This is a genomic window from Roseibium aestuarii (genome assembly GCF_008477545.1).
GTDB classification, from domain to species: Bacteria; Pseudomonadota; Alphaproteobacteria; order Rhizobiales; family Stappiaceae; genus Roseibium; species Roseibium aestuarii.
Map to the genome: position 1 here is coordinate 808,956 of NZ_VORA01000001.1, position 21,696 is coordinate 830,651.

General features: G+C 58.0%; 19 protein-coding genes. 3 read left to right on the top strand and 16 right to left on the bottom strand.

The features are described from left to right. Positions 1-2: 2 nt before the first annotated feature. The 6 genes from FR728_RS03485 to FR728_RS19675 form a co-directional block, all read right to left on the bottom strand. Positions 3-869 (bottom strand): FAD binding domain-containing protein, encoded by an 867-nt coding sequence (locus FR728_RS03485; RefSeq protein WP_149891239.1) that lies wholly within the window; start codon positions 867-869, stop codon positions 3-5. 832 nt (positions 870-1,701) lie between these two features. Beyond that, the gene (locus FR728_RS03490; RefSeq protein WP_149891240.1) at positions 1,702-3,078 is read right to left on the bottom strand and encodes an MHYT domain-containing protein; all 1,377 of its coding nucleotides are present in this window, start codon (positions 3,076-3,078) and stop codon (positions 1,702-1,704) included. Between the two features lie 428 nt (positions 3,079-3,506). After that, a complete protein-coding gene (locus FR728_RS03495) occupies positions 3,507-4,349 on the bottom strand; it encodes a tyrosine-type recombinase/integrase (RefSeq protein WP_149891241.1) in 843 nt (280 codons plus the stop codon). 233 nt (positions 4,350-4,582) lie between these two features. Beyond that, positions 4,583-5,014: a DNA-binding protein gene (locus FR728_RS03500; protein WP_149891242.1), complete on the bottom strand. Its 432-nt coding sequence runs from the start codon at positions 5,012-5,014 to the stop codon at positions 4,583-4,585. A gap of 252 nt (positions 5,015-5,266) precedes the next feature. Continuing rightward, the gene (locus tag FR728_RS03505) at positions 5,267-5,635 is read right to left on the bottom strand and encodes a hypothetical protein (RefSeq protein ID WP_149891243.1); all 369 of its coding nucleotides are present in this window, start codon (positions 5,633-5,635) and stop codon (positions 5,267-5,269) included. A gap of 163 nt (positions 5,636-5,798) precedes the next feature. Continuing rightward, positions 5,799-6,029, bottom strand: a complete 231-nt coding sequence (locus FR728_RS19675) for a helix-turn-helix domain-containing protein (protein WP_149891244.1) — start codon at positions 6,027-6,029, stop codon at positions 5,799-5,801. A gap of 89 nt (positions 6,030-6,118) precedes the next feature. On the opposite strand from FR728_RS19675, the gene FR728_RS03515 reads away from it, so the two are divergent. Together FR728_RS03515 and FR728_RS03520 are read left to right on the top strand one after the other, a co-directional pair. Further along, positions 6,119-7,024, top strand: a complete 906-nt coding sequence (locus tag FR728_RS03515; RefSeq protein ID WP_149891245.1) for a hypothetical protein — start codon at positions 6,119-6,121, stop codon at positions 7,022-7,024. Positions 7,025-7,138: 114 nt separating this feature from the next. Then, positions 7,139-9,076 (top strand): AAA family ATPase, encoded by a 1,938-nt coding sequence (locus FR728_RS03520; protein WP_188318773.1) that lies wholly within the window; start codon positions 7,139-7,141, stop codon positions 9,074-9,076. A gap of 9 nt (positions 9,077-9,085) precedes the next feature. Here the strand turns inward: FR728_RS03520 and FR728_RS03525 are convergent, their stop codons facing one another. Continuing rightward, positions 9,086-9,574 carry a very short patch repair endonuclease gene (locus FR728_RS03525; protein WP_149891247.1) on the bottom strand — a complete coding sequence of 163 codons (489 nt, stop codon included), beginning with the start codon at positions 9,572-9,574 and terminating at the stop codon, positions 9,086-9,088. 68 nt (positions 9,575-9,642) lie between these two features. On the opposite strand from FR728_RS03525, the gene FR728_RS03530 reads away from it, so the two are divergent. Then, positions 9,643-11,178, top strand: coding sequence for a DNA cytosine methyltransferase (locus tag FR728_RS03530; protein WP_149891248.1), 1,536 nt, complete (start codon positions 9,643-9,645; stop codon positions 11,176-11,178). 56 nt (positions 11,179-11,234) lie between these two features. On the opposite strand, the gene FR728_RS03535 is transcribed toward FR728_RS03530, so the two are convergent. The 9 genes from FR728_RS03535 to FR728_RS03575 all read right to left on the bottom strand — a co-directional run bounded on the left by FR728_RS03535 (position 11,235) and on the right by FR728_RS03575 (position 21,641). After that, positions 11,235-13,322 carry an AIPR family protein gene (locus tag FR728_RS03535; protein WP_149891249.1) on the bottom strand — a complete coding sequence of 696 codons (2,088 nt, stop codon included), beginning with the start codon at positions 13,320-13,322 and terminating at the stop codon, positions 11,235-11,237. Next, positions 13,319-14,278 (bottom strand): PD-(D/E)XK motif protein, encoded by a 960-nt coding sequence (locus tag FR728_RS03540; RefSeq protein WP_208998635.1) that lies wholly within the window; start codon positions 14,276-14,278, stop codon positions 13,319-13,321. The genes FR728_RS03535 and FR728_RS03540 overlap by 4 nt, the downstream gene beginning before the upstream one ends. Further along, entirely contained in the window at positions 14,265-17,006 is a 2,742-nt protein-coding gene (locus FR728_RS03545) for a Z1 domain-containing protein (protein ID WP_244304368.1), read from the bottom strand. The genes FR728_RS03540 and FR728_RS03545 overlap by 14 nt, the downstream gene beginning before the upstream one ends. After that, positions 17,006-18,523 carry an ATP-binding protein gene (locus FR728_RS03550; protein WP_149891251.1) on the bottom strand — a complete coding sequence of 506 codons (1,518 nt, stop codon included), beginning with the start codon at positions 18,521-18,523 and terminating at the stop codon, positions 17,006-17,008. The genes FR728_RS03545 and FR728_RS03550 overlap by 1 nt, the downstream gene beginning before the upstream one ends. Before the next feature lie 194 nt (positions 18,524-18,717). Beyond that, a complete protein-coding gene (locus tag FR728_RS03555; RefSeq protein WP_149891252.1) occupies positions 18,718-18,969 on the bottom strand; it encodes a hypothetical protein in 252 nt (83 codons plus the stop codon). 132 nt (positions 18,970-19,101) lie between these two features. Further along, positions 19,102-19,560, bottom strand: a complete 459-nt coding sequence (locus tag FR728_RS03560; RefSeq protein ID WP_149891253.1) for a hypothetical protein — start codon at positions 19,558-19,560, stop codon at positions 19,102-19,104. Positions 19,561-19,648: 88 nt separating this feature from the next. Then, entirely contained in the window at positions 19,649-19,831 is a 183-nt protein-coding gene (locus FR728_RS03565; protein ID WP_149891254.1) for a hypothetical protein, read from the bottom strand. Between the two features lie 138 nt (positions 19,832-19,969). Continuing rightward, on the bottom strand, positions 19,970-20,635 hold the full coding sequence (locus tag FR728_RS03570; RefSeq protein WP_244304369.1) for a HEPN domain-containing protein: 666 nt from the start codon (positions 20,633-20,635) through the stop codon (positions 19,970-19,972). Between the two features lie 22 nt (positions 20,636-20,657). After that, on the bottom strand, positions 20,658-21,641 hold the full coding sequence (locus tag FR728_RS03575; RefSeq protein WP_149891255.1) for a helix-turn-helix transcriptional regulator: 984 nt from the start codon (positions 21,639-21,641) through the stop codon (positions 20,658-20,660). Positions 21,642-21,696: the final 55 nt, after the last annotated feature.

The following is a 21,696-nucleotide window of genomic DNA, read 5'->3' on the forward strand; positions in this document are numbered from 1 at the left end:
CCTCAGGATCCGGCGCGCTCGAAGGCGCGCGCCAGCGCGCGGTGCACCATGACGCCCGCCATCTTGGTGCGGTATTCGGCCGGTCCCCGGCCGTCGGCGGCCGGGTTGGTGATGGCTTCTGCTGCTGCGACCGCCCGGTCGACCGTCGCCGCATCCAGGCCGGATCCGGTGACGATCTCGGCGGCCTCCGAGGCCAGCAGCGGCGTGTCGCCCACATTCGTCAGCGCAATGGAGCAGCCGGTGACGGTCGAGCCGTCGCGGGTCAGGATCACGGCAGCGGCCGCCGTGGCATAGTCGCCGACCTTGCGCTTCAGCTTTTCATAGGCAAAGCCGTGGCCGGCGGCGGGCACCGGGATGCGGATGGCCGTGACCAGCTCGTCCGGGGCCAGGGCGGTGAAATAGGCGGCCTCGTAGAAGTCGCGGGCCGCGATCTCGCGCTCGCCGCCATTCCCGGCGGCCAGATAGGTGGCATTCAGGCACTGCATCAGCGCCGGCATGTCATTGCCCGGGTCACCATTGGCCACGTTGCCCCCAAGGGTGCCCATGTAGCGGATCTGCGGATCGGCAATGAGCAGGGAGGTTTCCCGGATGATCGGCAGCTTTGCCGCCAGAAGCTCGGAGGCGATCAGCTCGTGCTGGGTCGTCATCGCGCCGATGACGACGCTGCCGCCCTCGTCCCGGATCCCCTTGAGGTCGGCCACGCCGCTCAGGTCGATCAGGTGTTCGGGGGCCGCCATGCGCAGCTTCATCATGGGGATCAGGCTGTGGCCACCGGCAAGAGGCCGCGCCTCGTCCCCATGGCTGGCCAGGATCGCCAGGGCTTCCGCCACGGACGATGGCCGGTGATAGATGAATTCTCCGGGAATCACGTCGTTCTCCTCCCTCGGTCGGTCCCATCGGGCCGCCGCCTCGAAACTGGACCGGGTCATCCGGACCGCTCGACTTCGGCCTGCCGTTCCTCTCGCCGCGACAGCGGAAGCGGACGGTCCGGGGCACCCTCGGAAGGGGGAAAAGGGACGCTTGGCCCAGAGGCGCCATGCCCTCCGCTGCCATGTTCCATGCCGGTCTCGCATCTCCCATGGCCCTGCAGGCAGGTCCACGACCGGCAATTTCTCCCAGGGCCCCTCGCGGATGCCCCCTCTTCCGGAGGCAGGTGTCCTCCGCGACGGTGGTCCGAACCAGGCGCTCTCGGCCGGATGGATCGGAACAGCAGGTCGGCGCGTCCTCCACGACGCCCGACACATCCATGCTCGGGAAGAGTGCAGTGCACAGACAATCGTCCCTGCACGGAGAACCGGAAAATTGCACGGATGACGGCCTTTTGCGCATGAATTACGACAGAGATACTGACGTATTTCGAGGCTGATCCGGGCCCTCAAGGCTTTGGCTTAAGGCGGAAAGACATCTTAAAATCTGCAGGTTAGGGGCGTATTGCCGGTTTTTCGCCTCTCCGATGGCGTGCAGAGGCCAGATCAGACGTCAGGACTGAGACTGCCGCCGGGAACAGGGCGTCGGGGTGCTTCTGCTGCGCTGCGAAAGCACGTTTTGGTTGTATGCGGTCCGGCGGAGGGGGAACGTTCCAAGAAGCCATCGGAGGGGCCGGACGAGCAAGGGGGGGAGGGGGGCGGTGCCTGTCGGCCCCTGCCAAAGCTGCCTGAGATCCGCCCAGCTGACGGCTTTCCGCTATGACGGTTCGGGGCGCTACTCGGCCGCTGAGGACACCGCAAGCGGGGTCTGCGGCTCAAGCTCCTGGCGTGCCGGTGCCGGGTCTCTCAGGGGAGTGCGCGCCGGGTCTGCAGCGGCCGGTGCGGAAGGGGCCGGGGGCGTTTCTTTTCCCTGACCTTGACCTTGCTTCCGGTCCTGGCCCTGCCGGGCAAGCCGCGCTTTCACATGGGACCAGCGGGCACGGCTGACTGGCACTTGCAGGTTGTCGGCCGTGGCCATGATGAGCAACCCGGCATCGCCCACCCGCCGGCATCCGGTCACCCGGTCCATGTTGACGATGTGGCTGCGATGCACCCGGCTGAAATGGCGCGGATCGAGCTTGGCCTCCACCTCGGTGATGTTGAGCGGGCAGAAGATCGTGCGCTGGCCGTCATGCAGCTGGGTGTAATGGGCGTCTGCCTGGATCGCGACCAGCTCCAGCGGGCTGATCTGCCCCTTCATCCCGTCACGCTCCACCGGCAGGGCGTGGCGGATGGCCCCGGTCCCGCTGCGCTGGGTGGGAGCGGCCTGCAGGCCGGCCGACCCGCGTGTGGCAACGGCCTCGCGGGCTGCGGATGGGGGCTCGGCAGGGGCGGTCATCTCTTCGGAAAGCTCGGCAGGGGTTGCCGCGTCAACAGCCGCTTCCTCCGCTTCATCCTGCGCGGGAACTAGGGTGAGCAGGAACAGGCCCGAGACGAGAAAGGCGACGCAAGCGACGATGATGGCCAGCGTTCCCGCACCCACGGCCGGGGCGGTGGCAAGGGCTGCGTCGGAAGCGGTCGCATCCGGCAGGGCGGTGATCTCCATGCCTGCCATGGCCGTGTAATGCATGGCTGCCACGGCGAGCGCCTGAACCACCGCCGAAACCACCAGCGGTGGCCGGCGCCCGGTCCCGAAGCTGAGCCAGAGCGCAAGTCCTGCCGCGTTGAAGGCCACAACGAAGGCCGTGAGCACCAGCGCCGGGTCGTGGGTCATCCGGGTCGAGCCATGCAGGGCATACATGCCCAGATAATGCATGATGCAGATGCCCGCGCCCATGACCAGCGCCGAGGAGCCGAGCCGCAGGTGCGTCAGGCGTCCGTTGCTGGCCGCCAGCACCGCAACGCCCACGACCAGGACACAGACGAGGAAGGAGAGCAGGGTGGGCAGGACGAGAAAGTCGATGGCCACCGGCAACCGGGCGGCCAGCATCCCGACGAAATGCATGGACCAGATGGCAAGCGCCAGGGTCAGGGCCGCGCTCGCTAGAAGAAAGCGCCGCCGCGTGCGCGAGGCATCCACCACCTGAACCGCCAGGCTCAGGCCGACAAAACTGCCCTGAAATGCCACGATCAGGGAAAGTGCAACGAGCCAAGGCTCGTGCGCCACCATCATCCGTGCCGATCCTCCCGAAAAACCGTTCCTCTCCCCAGGATCGGCTCTTGCGGGCGCATGATAGAAGAAACCTTCCGGCGCGGCAAATACCCAATGCCCCATCGTCACTTGCGATCGGTTGCGGGGGCGTTGCGGGGGGGCGTTGTGATGGGCAGCGTGCCCAGGTTCCGGCAGAAGGCCAGACCGGGCGGTCATCCCCTGCGCACCGCGTGATCCGCCCGCCTTGTCCTGCAACGCAGCGCTGGCTGTCGGCGCAAACAGAAAACGCCCGAAGGGGCGACCCTGCGAGCGTTCGAACATGAACTTCAGAAGAAAGAATGGTCGGAGTGAGAGGATTCGAACCTCCGACCCCCTCGTCCCGAACGAGGTATTCTCATCTTGAAAACCTTGAAAAACCTCAGTTTTTCGTATGCCTCATGGGCGATTGTTCACCCTTGTTCCGCCAGTTTCATTGGCATTTCATTGGCATGTTGTCTGTCTGTTGTCTGCCGGTTTGCCCGTTCCGCCAGCTTGTTGGCAGCGGTCTTCTGGTAGTCTGGGTGATGGTGGGCATATCGCTTTTCGAGCACTTCGAGGGACTTCCCGAGATAGCCGGCAGCCTCGGCAAGGTCCACGCCGTCCTGCATCATCCAGGTGGCGGCAGTATGCCGAAGGGTGTGCCGGACAATCTTCTTGTCGATTGCCGCCAGGTCGACGACACGCTTGAACGATTTCTTGCAGTCTGGAGGCTTGCCATTGCACTCGACGACGTAGCGGGCACCCGCATCCCGCCATTCCTTCATCTCCTCAACCAGAGCCTTGGCGAGGGGAATGGTCGGCTTCCGCTTGTTCTTGAACTCGATTGCTCCCGGTGGACGGCGATAGAACAGGCCGTTTTCGAGATCGACCCAGGGGCGTCCTTCTTCCCGGACAAAGCTTGCTTCGCATACGACCGAGCTGCGCGACCCGTTCATGACCGCGACGCGAATGAATCTTTCGACATGAGCCAGGGGCCGCTTTGATGTGGAGACCTTCTGACCTTTGCGTAGGCCCTTATGGATTGTCTGTATCTCGGTTGTGTTGCGCGCAATCTGGCAAAGCAGCTCGACTTCTGCCTCCGTTAGCCACCCTTCGCGGCCTGGATTGGCAGGCGGAAGAAAGACGGTCACAGGTTCGCTCAGGATGCCGTCTGCCATGGCCAGCCTGATGGCCGCGCGCAAGTCTTCGAGTTCGCGCCTTGCACCAGCAGGTGTGGGCGTTCGCGAGGGGAACGCGATGGCCTGCTGGCGCATCCGGGTCTCGACATAGTCCTTGCAAGTGACCGAGGAAATATAATCGCAGCTCTCGTGCCCCCAGAACGTGGCGAGCTTTTCAACGCGCTGACCGAGCTCCCGGGGGCGGGCAATCTTGCGCCCCTATACTTCCAGGTAACGGGCGAGAACCTCGGCAATGAGGAGGTTCTCTGCCGTGCGCCGGCGTGTTGAACGGGTGGTTTCCTGGCGGCTTTTCTCCGCCAGGTATGCGTTCAGTGCTGCTTCAGCTCCAGCAGCATCGTCTGCAGTACATCCGGTGCTAAGTTGCTGCTTGCCGTCGAGGATGACCCAGGTCGCCGGCCGCTGCGGGCTGCCAGCTTTTGCCTTGCGGGCAGGTCGGAGCCACAAGCGGGCCGGTTTTGATGGGCGCGACAATTCTCTCTCCATTCGGCGATATATCTGCGAGTGACCTTGATGTAGCGGCCATGGCGCTCGCACATGAGATCTCCACGGCTCACAGCGGAACGCAGCGTGGAGACTGTCACCCATCTGCTTTTGTGAGGAGGAGTGCCGCCAAGCTCGGGAAGATAAAGAGCCGTCTCGAGCGACATCGGGGTATCAAAATTTTCGGGATAAAATAGTTCTGGAATTTCGGAATTGGCGATTTTCAGTTGTTGGTCTTGTATTCTGTTTTGGTTCACCATTAATCCATCAATCGGTAGTGATGATCGAGTATGTGCCGGTTTTTTCAGTAATTGTAAGAAGAAAAATAATTAAAATTTTAAGTATTCCGCATTTTTTGGTTGCGAGTTCAATTTGGTGTTCCGTTTTTTACTTGGAGACGCCGCGTTGAAGTGTTCCCGCAGTGGTTCGCGAAAAGCTCATTCCCCCAAATGCAGCCAGCCCCACCTCCCGATTCACGTCTTCAGATTTCCGATTCAAAACGGAACGGTGTTTTAAGATGTAACGGGGGGAGGACCATCTAGTAGAGCTTTTATTTCTGGTGGCGGAGTTGGGCGGATTTTCCGATTGAGTGTCCAGCCATCCTCAATGCGATCGGTGATGGCGTCGAAAGCTTTCTCGCATTGGATTGGGTCGTAACCGCGTTTTGACAGCTCTCTGATAGTCGCGTCTGCCAAAGAATTGAGGGCCTTCCAGTTCTCGGCTTTCAGGATCTGACTGACGAGATGATGAAAAAGAGTTTCTGAGATCACCTGGAAGTCAGGTCTTTTCAGGGCCCGTTGTTTTGCCCTGTATTCTGCTTGATACGCGGCTTTCCGCTTTGATTTGTGTCTTCTCGCTATTTCCGCCTGCGAAGTTCTCATTGCTCATCCTTTTTCCTTGATGGTGCAATGAAAAACTGTCGGCGGAAAGAGGAAGGAACGGCGTTCTATCTTGAATCGGAAAACCAGGAGACTGAATCGCAATCCCGCAATTTGTTCAAGGTTACAGGCAGGTTGCTCAAGGTTTTCGGCAATGGATCGAGTGTTATTTCTCGCCCTCGCGGAGGCCAATGCCTATGGCCCCGGACATCAGAAACTCGATGCCCGCATCCTCTATCGCCCGCTTGAGATCGTGAAGCGTTCGGTCATGGGGAACCGACTTTTCCAGCTCAAAAGAGGCAATCGCCCTTTTTGAAACCAGAGAAGCCTTTGACAGGTCCTCCTGGGACCAGCCGAGCCAGGCTCTCGCCGCACGGCACTGTTTTGCATTAATCATATATTTACCATGATCTTCATCTTAACTTGCTAAATTGCATTAAAAATGCTCTTTTGCATCTGTCGTTAAATTGCAAAAAGGCATTAAAAATGAATATTTCAAATCTTGAGTACACCGATTCCGCCGATAAATTCCAGATCCCGGAAGAACTATGTGAGGCGGTCGATACCGCTCTGGATGAAGTGTTCTCAAAAACCTTTGCGAATGATGAGCTTTTTGGGGAGGCCCTGACGCAGGTCCGTGGGCCGCTGGACAGCCTCTGCAAAAGGCATGGGATTCTGATCGAACATGCGATCGCCGCAGCTTTTGCTAATGCCGGCGATGGTCGTTTTGAGGTGCAGACCCAGGTCCCTGTAACCGTCTCCAAATCTGTCGAAGCTTTGATCGAGGCCAATGGGGAGGCAAGCCTCGACGGCATCCATATACCGCCAATCGATGCCAGCGGGCGTAGGGTCATCATCGACATCGTCGTATTCGACCGGGACAGTGGCGATCTGCATGTGATTTCGGTCAAGCGGGGTGGGGGCGCCCAGAGCGGTCAGGCCGCTCGGGAGGCTCGCAAGGATCTGGCTGCTGCCGGACTGCTGCTGAAGTTCTTGATGCTTAGCCAAGGCCTCCCTGTGCGAAATATTCGGCAGATCATGGTCGACTGGTATGGGAAATCCGGTGTCGTGGCGCGTAAATCCATCAATCGGCACTCGATCGATGGCCATTTCGGCATCCCGATCCGGGTCTATGTAGAAGGGATGTCCGAACGGCTGTCTACGGGGATCACGAGCCGGATGCAGCCGCTGCTGCGAGCAGCCCTTTATCCAAGTTCTCCGCAAACAGAGCCTGAAAGCAAGACTGCTGAAGAGGCCACAGTAGCTCGGTTGATCTCCGTTGATGACGCTCCCGAATTCACCAGGCCCACGGCCACCCTTGCCGATTGCCTCGCCGTCCTGCCAGCCCGCCGTCAGGGGCGCCAGATGCGGGCCGTGATTGCGGCCGCTTAGAGCCGCAAGACGTGGGGCAGGCGGCCTCTCGCTCCGGTCCGGATCCAAGAATTTTCCGAAACCAAATTTATTTCACCGACGCCAGACCTGACGTCGGCAACCATGAGCAAAGTAATGACTTCATTTTATCGCAGCTACTATCGCCGTGAGCGCCCGGATTTTCTCTTGTTTTTAGCCCATTGCATTGTGCGGCGCGCTCTTCGAACGCTACACAACACACCCCGGGGGGCGTGGCCCGTCGTCGGCATCGTTGCCGATGATCTTGGGGTGCCCGTCACGCATGTCCATACGGCGCTAGGCGTCGAGATGCTCCGGGATTACGGTGACATTGCCGGCATGCGGCTCGACCGGAGCATCCGCCTCCTCGACTATTCCGGCGAGGGCCGCGTGGAGGATGAGGAGCTCCGGTCCGCCCTGGGGTCACGGCGGGCTGTGATCGCAATGGCTCGATGCACCGCCAATCTGCCGGAGCTGTTGGTTGCGGCCTCTGATGGAGTTTTTGTTCTCGAACGTCCGACTGTCCGGCATATCCAGGCCGCAGCACGCCATTGCAATCGGGTCCTCCTGTCCGATGCGGACGCCGAGAAGCTGAGTGATCTCCCGATCGGTGACCTGGCTCTCATTCTCAATCGAGGCCGCAAATGGCGGTCTGTCTTCGAAGCCTATGATGCCCAGAGGAGCGAACCACAACCTCTCACTGCCCCCGCGAAACGCGAGCTGGATCTGGACAACATACCGGGTCTGGCAGGCGCGGGCCTGTGGGGGCGTGATCTCTGTCAGGATCTCGCTGACTGGCGAGCGGGAAAGATCGGCTGGGCCGATGTCGATGGCGGCGCGCTGCTGGTTGGAGCCCCTGGCACAGGAAAGACTACCTACGCCCAGGCTCTGGCGCGCTCTGCAGGGTGTCATCTGGAAGCGACCTCGGTGGCCCAATGGCAGTCGAGAGGGCATCTCGGAGATATGCTCAGGGCGATGAGACGAAGTTTTGCCGAGGCTAAAAAGTCCGCGCCGACCATCCTTTTTCTGGACGAGCTGGACGCCGTCGGTGCCCGCCACACGGCACGAGGCGATCACGCCCGCTATCAGATCGAGGTGATCAACGGTCTGCTGGAGTGTCTGGATGGGGTCCAGGACCGGGAGGGTGTCGTGGTCCTCGGCGCGTGCAATCACGCGCATATGATCGATCCGGCAATCCTGAGACCGGGTCGGATGGAGCGCATTATCGAGCTGCCGCTGCCTGATGCAGAGGCGCGAGAGAAAATCCTGCGTTTCCACCTAAACGCTGACCTCGCAGACAGCGATCTCTCCAACGTCGCCAAGAAAATGGAAGGTCGCACTGGTGCTGACATCGAGCTGATGGCCCGCGAAGCACGTCGCTCTGCCCGACGCGCGAGACGTGCCATGGACCTCGCGGATCTGCTCCAACGGCTTCCGAAAACCACAAAGTTAAGTGATGAGGATCTGCGTCGCATCGCAGTTCATGAAGCTGGACATGCTGTGGTTCATCTCGCGCTAAGACCGGAGCCGATCGGGAGCATACGGATCAATGATGAGGTTCCTGAAACGGCTAACTCTGTGTTGGCCGGTGGCGTCTCGGTTGAGATCCTCTCCCATCAATGCCGCACGAAGGGCGACTACGAGGCCATGCTTGCAGTCCGTATGGCCGGTCTGGCAGCAGAGGAGGTAGTTTTGGGAAACATCAGCGATGGTGGCGGAGGAGGTGAGGGATCAGACCTGTCCTGTGCAACCCAACTGGCCACGGAGATGGTAACCAGCATGGGCTTTGGGGAAAGCTGGCTGCATCTGGCGACGCCTGGAGAACTCGCAGGACGTCGTATGCTCATGGGGGATGCGAGGGTCCGTGCTGAAGTTGACCAGCTTCTCAATAACGCTTTTGAACGGGCCAGGAGCCTCATCCGGCAGCAGGCGGGATTGCACCAGCGGCTGGTCGAGGAACTGTTGGAAAAGCGAGCTCTCAGGAACGTAGAGATTGCCCGGCTCATCGAGGGGTGCACGACAAGAGAGCAGGGGAGGATGGTCTGCCGGGTCTGACCGGGAGCCTTAGGAGCCGATACCAGGAAACGGCGAGGGGCGGACTGCCACCTTTTCCTCGCCGATCGTGAGCTCCGGCTCGCCTGAGGCGAGCCACGTCTCAAGGATGTCGGCGGACCTGATGACCTGTTGCGGCTTCCTCAGGGCGCATTCCCAGACAGTGGCCACGCGCCAGCCGGCCTGTCCGAGCTGGTCGCGTACTTCGGCATCGCGCGAGATATTGCGCTCGAACTTGGCCTGCCAGAACTCCGGCCGGGTGGACGGTGTCGAGGCATAGCGACAGTCCTGATGCCGGTGCCAGAAGCAGCCATGCACGAGGATCACGGCCTTGTACCGGGCAAGAACAAGATCCGGCTTGCCGGGAAGGTCCTTCCCGTGCAGCCGGTAGCGCAGGCCGCGCGAATGCAGTTCCCGCCTCAGGGCAATCTCGGGCCTTGTGTCCTTGCTCCGGATCCCGGCCATCATGCGTGACCGCGTGGTCTTGTCTACAACGTCCATCGTCTTCAGCCTGGCAATTGCATGGCAACACTGTATACACGTCCTGGTACATTTCTGGAGAAAGCGAATTGCCTGCAAGTTTTGGAATTGTCGACCTGTTTGCGGGTCCGGGGGGGCTTGGCGAGGGCTTTGCGTCCCTGCGCGAAGGCGGTCGGAAGCCTTTCGATATCGGCATTTCAGTAGAGCGTGAAGCCTCGGCCCATCGCACGCTGACCCTCCGCGCCTTTCTGCGCAACTACAGGGACCGTCATGGGCTTCTGCCACGCCAGTTTGTCGACTTCCATGCCGGCAGGATTTCGGAACCGGACTGGGAGACCGTAGGCAAGACCGCGTGGCAGCATGCGACCGCCGAGGCCCGCTGTCTAGAGCTAGGCACCCAGCCGGCAACCGACGCAATCGATGCAGTGATCCCGTCCCTTCGCAGGAATTTCGACGATAGCATCCTGATCGGCGGGCCTCCCTGTCAGGCCTACTCCCTGGTCGGACGAGCCCGCGCCCGTGGCAAGATCGGCTATGTGCCGGAGGAGGACGAGCGCCACTATCTTTTCCGGGAATACATCAGCGTGCTCGACAGGTTGCGTCCGGCGGCATTTGTCATGGAAAACGTCAAGGGCATGCTCTCTTCCACGGTCGAAAGCCGGCGCGTCTTCGAGATGCTGGTGGAAGATCTCGCCTCTCTAGGCACCGGCGGACGCCATCTCTATGAACTGAAGGCTATCCGTCTGGAGGACGGTCGGGCGAGCTTGCAGGACTTTTCCAAACCATCGGACTTCATCGTCTGTGCGGAAGAGTTTGGTGTTCCCCAGCGCCGCCATCGCGTGATCATCGTCGGCATCCGCGCAGACCTTGAGTCCGGCATTTCCGGTCGCAGCATTGAGGTCGCCAGATCGCCCCGCACCGTGGCCGAGGCAATCGGCAATCTGCCTCGGCTTCGCAGCGGATTGAGCAGGGAGCTGGATGCGCTTCCCCTGTGGCGGGCGCATGCTGCGAACGCCGCAGCAACTCTTGCCGACCTGTTCAACGCAAATGGGGACAAGCACCTGGCAGGATCCTTCGGGCAACTGGAATCCGGTTTCGATCAGGTGAAGGCACTTAACAGATCTTCCCGTTCCCTGCCTGTTTCATATGGCCAATCGCGTGATGAATTGCTGAACTGGCTGGAATGTTCCGAACTGGAGGCTGTTGCCCAGCATGAGACGCGTGCGCATATGGTCTCGGATCTCGGTCGCTACCTTTTCGCTGCCGTCTTCGGAGCGCAAAGAGGTTTCAGTCCGAAGGCGAAGGATTTCCCGGAGGAACTGAGCCCGGAACACCGGAACTGGAAAAGCGGCGTCTTCAACGACCGCTTCCGGGTCCAGATTGCAGGTGAGCCCTCCACCACGGTGACCAGCCATATTTCCAAGGATGGCCACTATTTCATCCATCCGGATGCAACCCAGTGCCGCAGTCTCACGGTGCGCGAGGCTGCACGCTTGCAGACCTTCCCGGACGACTACTATTTCCTGGGCAACAGGACACAACAGTATGTCCAGGTCGGCAATGCCGTTCCTCCGTTCCTGGCCCGACAGATTGCAAGGCTGCTTGTGCGGGCGCTAGGGAACTGAGATCTGCCGTTTTCTTGAAGACGGTTGAACTCTATGCTGTTAACAATGGGATTCAGTTAACCGACCTTCTCAAGTGAGGGCTGGGAGAAACCTTCATTCAATAGCGCCGTAAGGGCCGTTATTGCCAGTGCGCATTGCTTGTCAGTCGGCATTCTTCGTGGGATTGCAGCACAGGTTTCGAGGATGCCGATATCCCTAGGTGTCAGGAGCCCATGTTGTCGTGCCCAGGTGACTGCACTTGCCCAATAATCCGCCCCATACTGATGAACCAGAATTTGGGCATTGGCAGCCGCATCAACGGCTTTGCTCGCACGGGCAGCCCTTTCGGTTTCCTTCGCAATCTCGATCGGGACAAGGACATGTTCCTGCTCTTCAGGGTAGTCGAAGGACTTGCTCCGAAGCTGATTCCAGCAGGCTTGCTTTTTCGCCCATTCGCTCAGGTTTCGTACACCTGCAAGTGGATTGAGTATTGTCTCCTGAGCTTGTTCACCCGCCACGCTAAGGACGGACCTTAGGTCGTCAGAAATTTCCTGTCGTCGCCAGATTTGATCGAGATCCAGCACCATGCCTGCCTTTTCGGCATCATGAACCAGTTTTGCGATTGAATAGGTGACGATGTTGGCCCTGTATCCTCCTTCGTACCATTCGGCATTGGAGATAAGAGTTTCAGTCCGCTTGAACACGATGGCTTTTGCGATCAACCGTTTGAACCATAGCTCGTCAAAGGACGTCCCCTCTTCCCCCCACCGCTTTTCAAGGCTTTTCGCGAATTCTCCGAAGTTTTTTTGAGCCCCGCAACTTACGATGTAAGGCAAACCGGACCACGTGTTCTCAAATTTTGCCAAGTCTGTTTTGGTGAGAAATTGCGAGCGAGGAAATTCCGCGTCGAATTTCTTTTTTTCGGCGTCGGTACGGCGGCTTCTTTCATCGGCAAACTGTCCGCGTGCCCGCTCGTAGAACCACTTGGTCTCCCGATAGTTATCGGTGCGGGCCGGGGCAAGGATTCGCCGTGAAAGCTCTTCGACCTTGATATGGAAGGGGTGGTTCGCGAAAAAGTCTGCGGCATTCACTTTGTTCTGGCTGTTGGCGAACTCCGAGATCTTTGGAACAATCCTTTCGGACTGTTCCGGGGGGACAATTGTCAGTTTCATCTGGACGTGAACCTGCCCAATCTGCTCAGCCAACGTCTTTCGAGCCGCATGGATGGATGCAGTTGTTTGTCCGCCATTGACGATTTGCAGGTTTTCGGCCTGCTGGAGTTCAAGACCGTTTTCAGTCTGCCTGATCTCTACATTGCTAGCGGTGGCACTCAGGCCGTTGTTGTACGAGAAAAACATTTTCGGCTCATCGCGTATTGTGTCACGTATCCCGCGATTAACCTTGCCCCTCGCTTGCAGAAAACTGCGCACGTTCGCTTCGAGAAGTCGAGGACCCCACTTGTCGTAAATCTTGGAGAGCTGCTGACCTGGTATGACGGCGAGATAGCTTTCCAGGGAGCCGTCCCCACCTGAGGCGCGGAGTAAAGGAATGCCGCCGCCGAAGTCTTTCTCGAAATTGATAGACAGGTTGGCGCGTGCCTGGCCTTGATCCATGTATTTCTTAATGCGTTTGAGATCCCAGAGACTGAAGGTTACAGGCACTCCATTGATCTCAGAAATCTTGATCGCATCTGCATTGCCGCGCGCATCTGCATTCGAAATGATTAGAAGTTGAACTTTCTCGACCTGCTTCCAAGTTGATGCGATGAGATCTGCAACTCCAAAGGCAGCGCTTGTCTCCTCAAGCTCCTCTCGAAAGTTATGTTTCCGTGACATTTCCAGGAAACGATAGACGCGGTTTACAAGTCTTTCGATCTTTGCCTTGTCAATGGTCCGTATTTGTTTGCCTAGCTCAAAGTCGCATAATATTAGGCTCAAAATACCGTCGCAGTCCCTAGGATCGCCACCATAGCCATCAAGTTGGATCCGCTTTTGAAGGGCATTGTTATCGAAGTAGGCACGCGAGGCGCTGTCGATCTCACCAGCTTCCGTAATGAGCTCTCCGATCTTCTCGAAAAAGGCTTCCGAAGTTATCAGTCCAAATGCATCTGCATCTCCCTGAATGTCGGCAATCAGTTGGTGGTGAAATTCTTCCAGCTCGCTCATTGCTCAGGCCCCTCCCGGACCAGTTCTGTCAGGCTTTGGCTAATTTCAAAAGGCGTGCAGGCATCAAGTGCGAGTTGGTACCTTACGTTCTCTATCCCGTGTGGCAGATCGGCGGCAATTCGGGGAAAGCCATCTCTGACCTCGTAGACAGTTGTATTGCCGACTACCCAGCGTCGCTCGTCATAGGCGTCGTCTGGGTCGTATCCCGTCGAAAACAGGGTTTCTTCCCACATGTCAAAAATGGAGCCCGGGTTCTCAAACAACTTCGAAGTTGCGCGAACATGGTCGTGAAGGTTCTCGCCTTCGGGTGATACAACTGACGTTATATTGGTAACTCTCAAATACAGTCGGCAGCCGGGTACATCCGCAAGCTGATGCTCGGAGGAAATGGAGACAAAGGGGCGGGCGGCCGCACGCTTCGTCTTGATCTCGACACATGATGTTGTGAATTCGAAATCCTTTGGCGCTCCCCTGGGGCCTGTCCATGCGTTGATAGCTATCTGAGGTCCAAGTGACAAAGCGACTTCACGGAGGAACGTGAGCTCTCCGACAAGTCCTTGTTGTTCCTCCAGCGTAAGGCTAGACGCTCTTCCTCCTCGCATTAGCCGGTGCCAACGAAGCAGCCGGCGTATTGTTCGGGAAAGCGCATCCTCCAGACTGACACCCACTTCTCCCGCGGCAACGACATCCCGGCAGAGTATCTGGAAAACTTCTAGCTGGCTCAGATCCTTGAGACCGACGAAAAGTGCTGCACCTCCGGTCAGGGACCTGAAGGATATTTGCAGATCCTTGAGTTTCGGCAGTTGGGGGAGAGGCCGAGGAAGGGAGGCCAAGCGTAGCATCAACCCCGGCATGCCCAATTCTGGCAGGGCCCAGAAGAAGTCGAATTTTCCGGCACTGTCCACTCGACGAGCATCGCCGGGTTCGAGTTTTTCCCATGGATCAAGAGGCTTCAAGTTCGGCCTCCAAATCTTCGTCTTCATCCTCTTCGCCAAACAGCTCCAGGTACCGAACCGTATTGACGATATATTCCACCCGTTCCTGAGGTCGGGCTGAAATCGGAAGGCTCATACCCCAGGCTACTACGGAATCCTCGGAAACCTGTTCCGGACTTTCCAAATCCAGCTCTTCCGCATCCGGATACTGCAATTTGACAAGCATGATGATGAGGAGTGGACGGGCCCGTTTCTCTCGATAGATCCTGCCGGGGAAGTTGGGTTTTTTATCGCTGGCTTCAAACCCGGCCAGATAGTCTTCCTCGGCTAACGCGATTTCACCCTGCCCGAGACCTGCCTTTTCGAAACTAGAATCGGCTATGCGCATTCGTTTGCCACCAAATGCGATGAAGCCTTTTCGCAAATCCTTAGGGGCGATCGTTCTGGTAATCGGTTTGATTGGAAGACCTATCGACTCCTCGGTTTCGGTATTGCCGCTCTTGCTGGTTATCAGAACATCCCAGCTTTTAAGCTCGTCGAGCTTCCTGGAATCTATGTACTTTCTAATTGGACCGGGGTTAGTCGTGACGCTTTCCTCTGCATTTCGCCAACCAGCAAGAAACTGGTCGACAATCTCGACCGGGACGTGGGTGAAGCAGAAGCCGGCTGAGGCAGGAATTTCGTTGAAGGCGCCATTGGAAACGGTATTCACAAGGCGAATTGCCAGTTCCTTGTTTGCCTTAAGATCAGCTTCGCTGGAACTGACCCTTGAGGTTTCAACGAACTTGTTCGAAAGGCCGACAAGCGTTGTCACCTTCTTGCCTGAACCAAGCTTGTTCCTCGCTGTTACAAGCAATGATGCAGGATGGCTCCGTACTGCGAGTCCGAACATTTTGGGTGTAGCCTTTGCCTTTTCCATAGTCCGAAGCTCGCGATGGAGTTCTTCGGCTGCCGTGGCAATGTAGGAATACCAGCCTATGGCATCATCTGGCATCCAGATGCGGCAGAGATCTTCATAACCACCTCGATACCCGAACCACCGGCCCATCTGGAGCAGCGTGTCGTACATCATGGAGTTTCGAAGGAACCACGTGATTGTGAGGCCTTCCAGTGTGAGGCCCCGCGAGAGGGAGAACCCGCCGACAGCGATAACTGTCTGGCCGTTGTCCCCTGAAGCGGAATAGTCCAGATCATTTACCCGGCTATTGACCTCGACAACTCGTGCGGATGCGCAGGCGTCGAGAAGCATGTTCTGAATAGGCTCCCAATTGGGTTCATCCTGGGAGTACTCTTCTTCCCAAACGGATTTGAGAGCTCGTATTTCGGGGTCAGCCAGTGCCGCGCTGCCTTTGCTCCCATTAATCCTAATTGAATCAAGGATTTGATCCAGTGCATCGTGCAGCCGGTTTCGAAGATGGCTTTGAACAGCAGTGAAGCGGCTGGCATTGACGAGCATCGAACAATGAGAGGCCTTTTGACCTCGGAGATTTCGGATTGTTCGCGCAAGGAGAAAACATTGAAGGGCCCTTAGGAGCGATTCCGGAAGCACCTCTGGTACATGGGTTATTTTGTGAGTAATTGGCAGTACGTCTTGATTGTCCTCAATGTAACGTAGCCATGTTGGCATGCCGTCTTCGGGAAGCCCATCGATAAAAATCTTCTTGGCGCCAAAGTAGTTGGTAGGTGCATCTAGACCAATGATGAAGTCGCGCGGGAATAGGTCCTCGCTGTACATCTCATCGTCCTGATCAGGATCGATGAAGATATTCGCGAACGGCGTCGCAGTGTATCCAACATAGCAGCTCCGATGAAACATGTTCAGGAGATCGCGAATCTGGCCATTGATCGTTGTGACGAGCTTCTTGCCATACTTGGTGTTGATGGACGCATTGTCGGCCTCATCATCGATCAGCAACATGGGCTGATCGATCATCTCCATATCCCCACGGGCGCTGTTATCGCGAAGCCAGTCAAGTAGATTCGCAAGGGTGCGATGGTTTTTCTTGATCACCAGAACGACCGGGACCTTGTAGGATTCGATCTCGCTCGTATTGGTGGATGCCGTAGATTTGTTGAAGTCCCGAAGTGTATTTGTCAGACTGACAGGGGTGTTGTTGGGATCAAAATGTCCGACTCCAATGACATGTTTGGCGCCGTTCTTTTTCCTGTCCTGAGACTTGGCGGTATCCCGGCCTATGAAGCCTTCATCGATCCGGGCTTGTGTCTGATTGCGAAGGTTGTTGTGAATACCCGCAATCACGATGATCAGGCGGTAACCGGCATCGGCTGCCTTGCAGATAAGGCCAGTATAGTTTGCAGTCTTTCCACTTTGGACATGGCCAACGACCATGCCTCGCCGGTCCCAGGGAACATGCTTGTTCGGATTTCCAAGTCGCCCGAGAATCTTGTCTGTAACCGTATCGGTTGCGAGCACAACATCTTTCGGAAGTCCATTCTGTAGGAGAAGCTTTCTGTAGCGGCTCCAGTAAAATGGATCGATAGAGGGTTTGGCATCATCAAGCCAGGGTTCGAAGTCCTCGGCATCAACGACAGCTCCCAGTCCGGCCTTGATTCCCTGCTTAACCTCGATTTCACGGGCAAGGGCTTCGAGGGTTTCTTCATCAAGCCCTGGTGCGATAATCCCAGCGAGTTGTCCTATCATCGCTCGAAGTTCGGCTTCGGTTTTGCGCGGCTGGTCGAACAGGGCGGATTCCACAACGCTTCGCAACTGATCGTATGAATTGGTCACTATGATATTTCCCGGATGAACTCTTTAATAATGGGTTCTGCTGCGGCCCAATTGTCGCGCAGAAGTTGATGACTTTGCATGATTTCCGAGAGGCTTTCAGGCGATGCGCCGCCTGCAGTGAGCGCCTCTCCTATGGCGCGAACGAGCAGCTCGAGATCTGCCTTGTCTGCCGCATCGGCGACGACAGCTTCGGCGTTTCCTACAAGTTCCGCATGCAGTGTCTCGATCGGAAGAGACGAACCAATCAGGCGCAGACAACGCTGGAAGTCTATATGCAACTCCTCGGGTAACTGCGCGGAGAATGTCTGAAAAACCGGATGCTCGAGGTTCGGTCGAAAAATGACATGGCCGTCTTTGAGTACCCGGTTCCAGACAGGAAGTCTGGTTTCATCAACAAGCTTCTGTCCTCTTCGCTGGTATGTTCTCTTGGACGTTCCGACAAAGCGCTCGATAACTTTTTTCAGTCGTTCACGCACCACGGGAGGAAGCTGGGCTGAGGCCTTTTTGACGTCGATCTTCCAGTCCGCGTCCATTGTATTTGGTATATCGACAGAAATCCTGCAGAGCTTGGTTAGCTCGGTCTGTTTCGCGAGGCCGAGCCAGCTACCGGCAATAATTAGTCTGTCTTCACGATAGACATAAAGACCCTGGGATTTTAGGTGACCTTCGGGACCACCAAGTTCGTTCCACTGTTCTTTTGAGACCATCTTGTGGTGCGGGAGCGTCCTGCAGCGAACTTTCACAACACCTTGCTCTAGAACAATCTCGTCCGGCGGGTCCCATTGCCCAGATGTTGAATCCTTTGCCATTGGATCGATCGGCGTCAACCGTCTTCCATTCAGGAAGAGCTTGAGCCGGGGGTTGTTTCCCTCAAGAAAGCGATGAAACACCAACCTGAGGTGTCGTTCAGCGCGCGACAGTTCAGAATTGAGGGTGGCCGTACGTTTGACCGGATCATCGGCGTGACCGCCCATCATCCGGTCCAGGTTGTCCCAAAACACAACGGTACCACTAGATGCCAGAAGGTAGCTTCTTCCCAAGGGGTCCGGGTCATCTATGAGTTCGAGAGTCCAGTCGTTTTCTCTCGCGATCCTGTCGAGATTCCATTGGGCACATGCCAAAGCGTCACGATGACGTGTCATAACGGTTAGACATCGGCATTGCGAGAAACTCGCACTTTTCATCCCGAGGCCGAACCGTCCAAGGTCGCGGGGCGTGCGCATCGAGGTAGGGTTCTTGGCGCCCAGTCTCATTGCCTCAACGAGATCATGCTCGGTCATACCGCAGCCATCATCGATGATTGCAAGCCAAGGAGTTTCTGAAGTTGTTTCTGCAACCAACTTAACCTCGGAAGCATTGGCGGAAATCGAGTTATCGATAATATCTGCCAATGCTGTCTCCAGGTTGTATCCAAAGTCGCGATGGCCCTCGATGAGGGCGGAAGCATACGGCGTTGCATCAACCTTTCTGGTTTGCAATACCTTGTTTGAGTTTGACGAAATGGATGTTGGCAGCATTGAATTTGTCACACGAGGAATCCGCAAATATTAAATATATCAGAGCCTAATGGTAGCCGTCTCGCAAGGTCCGCATTGGCCTCTGGTATTGGAACGGCGGCGCATCCAGACGGGGCCCGGCTAAGCCTAAAAAACTTTGATTAGATACGCGTATAAGTAGGCGGACACCAAATTGATAAGTATTGCTGTTGAACTCAAACACGGGCCTGTTCTTCGATCAATACAGCCACCGCCTCCACCGCAGCCGGCACCATCGTCAGTTCATACTCGCGCCCCGGTGGTGTCCATCCCTCTGCAAGCAGCGACATCCAGATCGGTGAGCCGTCGGCCCGCTTGTCCGGCACCCAGTCTAGGAGCGCCGTCAGGCGCCGGGCAAGGCTGCCGTAGATCAGGTTGGCCGTCTTCGGCTGGTCGCTCGTGAGAGCGAGGTCTGCAAGGGTCCGCATGCTGGCGGTCCGTTTCGGTGCGTGCGCATGGACCTTCAGCAGGCTTGCCTCCTTGTCGCTCAGGCCGGCTTTGCGGAAAGCCCTCGCATAGGCTTCGGGGCTCGGTCTGGGCCGCAAGGGGCGCGGTCGCGCTTAGGGGGCTTCAAGCGACTCCCTGTCCAGCGTCAGCTTCAGCCACCATGCGGGCAGGGCCTCCCGGTCTCGCCCCCTTGCGAGTGAGATGGATCGCCCTGCGGCAATGTCCGCACACAGGCGCATCCGCTCGGCAATGCTGAACAGCGCAACGAATTCGCGGCCATACCCGCCACTGGCGAGGTGTCGGCAGAAAAGATCCCATTCTCCCGGCAGGGCATTGAAGCGCTTGTGCAACCGGCTGTGACAGGGCTTGCAGATCGGGCAGGTCCCGGTGAGCGTGAAGTCGAAGGGTTCCGAATAGTCTTCGGCATGCCATTCATTGGGCGCCCGGTCGGGATCGCCGCAGATTGCACAGGGCTCGCCTTCGAAGGGAGCAGGTCTGCCGGTCAGTCTTCTGAAGGCGGGTGCGATCTTTCCCCGTTGCCGGGGGCTGTAGCCGTTATAGTACCCGGTCATGCCCGATCACCTGTGGCGGCCATCAAGCCGTGTTCAGTGACGCCAGTCGTCCTGCTCGCTCCCATGACTGCGCTGCCGGTCCGTCTGCTCATCGAGCCGGCACGCTGAAGAAGCTCTTCAGCGCCGCGATCAGCCAGAACAGGAAGGCGAGGTCGCGCTCCTTTCGAAACGCGCGGCAGGACAGGATGCCGAAGAGCATCGCGCAGGGGAGGGAGAGGGAAATCCAGTCCCTGATCTGGTCTGCCAGTCCATATGTGATCGGATCGGTCATGGGGCTCCTGCCGCAAGGTCTCTGGTCCGGGAAGACGTGGCGGCGTGTGGGGCCGATGTCTCTCACGCCAGAGATAAGCGAGCAGGGTGACAAATCCTGTCATGGTCATTTCGGCGGGCAAAACCGGCATGTCTCCACTCACTCCACAACCGGATAGAAAGCCCGGCCCCAGTCGCGGTCGGGAGTGTCCATCATCAGGTCGATGAAGACCGGCATGAGGAAGGCCAGGATGGCGCTGCCGTCTCGCACCTGGGTGCGGTTGACGGAACTCGCCCATGTGGTGCCGCCATGCATCATCTGGTTGCGGAGAACATAGAGCCGGTCGAAGACCATGCTGAGAATCTGCGCCGTGTCGCTTGCCGCAAGCGCCCGGGCGAAAGTCGCCCGGTCCCGGTCAAGTCGCGCCTGCCAGTCCTCGAAGCCTTCGACGCCATTCTGGTGCATCCAGAACGGGCTGAAGACATAGCGGTTGTCCATCAGCATCCGGATCGGTCCGGAAAACCGCTGCCAGATGGCGTCATAGATGCGCCGTCCCGCATCGAGCTTCACCAGCTTGCGGAAGAACTCCTGAAACCGGCTGCGCTCGCTGGGAGCAATCGCGCCGAAATCCCGTTCCTCAGCATAGGCCGCGTTGAAGGCGATCCAGAGGAAGAGAAAGCGTGCATCCTCGTCGTCGCCGCAGGCTTCAGCCCGCCCGATCCAGCTTATCGAGCGATGGACGCGCAGACCCATGGTTTCGGGAAAGCCGGAGCGGACAGCGCGCTGTTTCGCCTTCAGCGTGTCGAAATCCAGTATTCCGGTCATGATCCTTGCCCCCAACGCTTGCTCATGGCAGCCCCGTAAAGTCGTCGCGCTGGTGGCCCCGGACCATCTCGCGCATTTCGTCTGGTGCCAGCACCTCCACCTTGTCGCCCCACTGGTAGAGGTGCCAGACCATCTCGTTCCAGCCGCCGGCGGTGAAACGCACGGAAAGGCTGCCGTCGGGCTCGCGGGTCAGGCTCTGGTCCGGGTGGAAGATGAATTCGGCCGCCCGATCCGCCACTTCCGGCGCAAAGCGCCAGACATTCTCCCGGTACTGCGCCGGGTCCTGCCAGATCCCGAAGGAGCGGGCCGCATAAGTCTCCAGATCGAAGTCTTCAGCCATCGGGAAGCTGGTTTCCTGGCATTCCGCTTCCCGGATCAGATCCATCCGGAAATTCAGGATTGTCTCAGGCCGCTTCGGGTCACGGGCAACGAGATAGGTGCGGTGGCCGAGCAGAACCCCATGCGGCTCCAGAATGCGGTCGCATTTCTCCGCACGGCCATATCGAACCTTGATCTGAAAGGGGCCCTTCAGTGCTTCCGCAACGGTTTCAAAGACACCGCTTGCGAGCGCGACCTTCGGGCCTGGCCGCATGATCCTTCCCATGCCGGCCAGCACGGCGTCGGCGTCAGCTTCGCTGCGAGAGGCATCCTTGGGTGTCAGCCGCGCAAGCAGCTCGTCCTGCAGGTCGGTGAGAACCTGCGAGTGGCGGGTCCGTCCCTGTTCGGCAGCATTTCGAGCGGCGATTTCCAGTGCTTCGAGGGTTGTTTCCTGACGTGTGGCGAGCGGATCGAGAATATTGCCGGTGATCCGCCAGCGGCGTTTGCGGTCGTCGCCATCCTCGCTGATCACATTGTTGAAGGTAGTCTCCAGCGCCTCGGTCATGCGCTGGGCCGTGCGGTGCGACACGTCGAATTCCTCGCAGATTTCCTCAAGACTGATGCCGCGCCGCCGGTTCTGGGCGAGCCTTGCCAAACGGATCAGTTCTTGTGCTTTCGAGAATGACATCCGCAGCCTGTCAGAAATTGACACCCTTCTAACCTATTGAAGATTATGCCTCTTA

What these genes read in the sequence shown, in the direction of transcription:
- FR728_RS03500 (WP_149891242.1), bottom strand. Translation starts at nt 5,014, where the DNA reads ATGGTGAACCAAAACAGAATACAAGACCAACAACTGAAAATCGCCAAT.
- FR728_RS03555 (WP_149891252.1), bottom strand. Translation starts at nt 18,969, where the DNA reads ATGCGGACCCTTGCAGACCTCGCTCTCACGAGCGACCAGCCGAAGACG.
- FR728_RS03490 (WP_149891240.1), bottom strand. Translation starts at nt 3,078, where the DNA reads ATGATGGTGGCGCACGAGCCTTGGCTCGTTGCACTTTCCCTGATCGTG.
- FR728_RS03515 (WP_149891245.1), top strand. Translation starts at nt 6,119, where the DNA reads ATGAATATTTCAAATCTTGAGTACACCGATTCCGCCGATAAATTCCAG.
- FR728_RS03550 (WP_149891251.1), bottom strand. Translation starts at nt 18,523, where the DNA reads ATGCTGCCAACATCCATTTCGTCAAACTCAAACAAGGTATTGCAAACC.
- FR728_RS19675 (WP_149891244.1), bottom strand. Translation starts at nt 6,029, where the DNA reads ATGATTAATGCAAAACAGTGCCGTGCGGCGAGAGCCTGGCTCGGCTGG.
- FR728_RS03495 (WP_149891241.1), bottom strand. Translation starts at nt 4,349, where the DNA reads ATGCGCCAGCAGGCCATCGCGTTCCCCTCGCGAACGCCCACACCTGCT.
- FR728_RS03520 (WP_188318773.1), top strand. Translation starts at nt 7,139, where the DNA reads ATGACTTCATTTTATCGCAGCTACTATCGCCGTGAGCGCCCGGATTTT.
- FR728_RS03575 (WP_149891255.1), bottom strand. Translation starts at nt 21,641, where the DNA reads ATGTCATTCTCGAAAGCACAAGAACTGATCCGTTTGGCAAGGCTCGCC.
- FR728_RS03565 (WP_149891254.1), bottom strand. Translation starts at nt 19,831, where the DNA reads ATGACCGATCCGATCACATATGGACTGGCAGACCAGATCAGGGACTGG.
- FR728_RS03525 (WP_149891247.1), bottom strand. Translation starts at nt 9,574, where the DNA reads ATGGACGTTGTAGACAAGACCACGCGGTCACGCATGATGGCCGGGATC.
- FR728_RS03505 (WP_149891243.1), bottom strand. Translation starts at nt 5,635, where the DNA reads ATGAGAACTTCGCAGGCGGAAATAGCGAGAAGACACAAATCAAAGCGG.
- FR728_RS03535 (WP_149891249.1), bottom strand. Translation starts at nt 13,322, where the DNA reads ATGAGCGAGCTGGAAGAATTTCACCACCAACTGATTGCCGACATTCAG.
- FR728_RS03560 (WP_149891253.1), bottom strand. Translation starts at nt 19,560, where the DNA reads ATGACCGGGTACTATAACGGCTACAGCCCCCGGCAACGGGGAAAGATC.
- FR728_RS03570 (WP_244304369.1), bottom strand. Translation starts at nt 20,635, where the DNA reads ATGACCGGAATACTGGATTTCGACACGCTGAAGGCGAAACAGCGCGCT.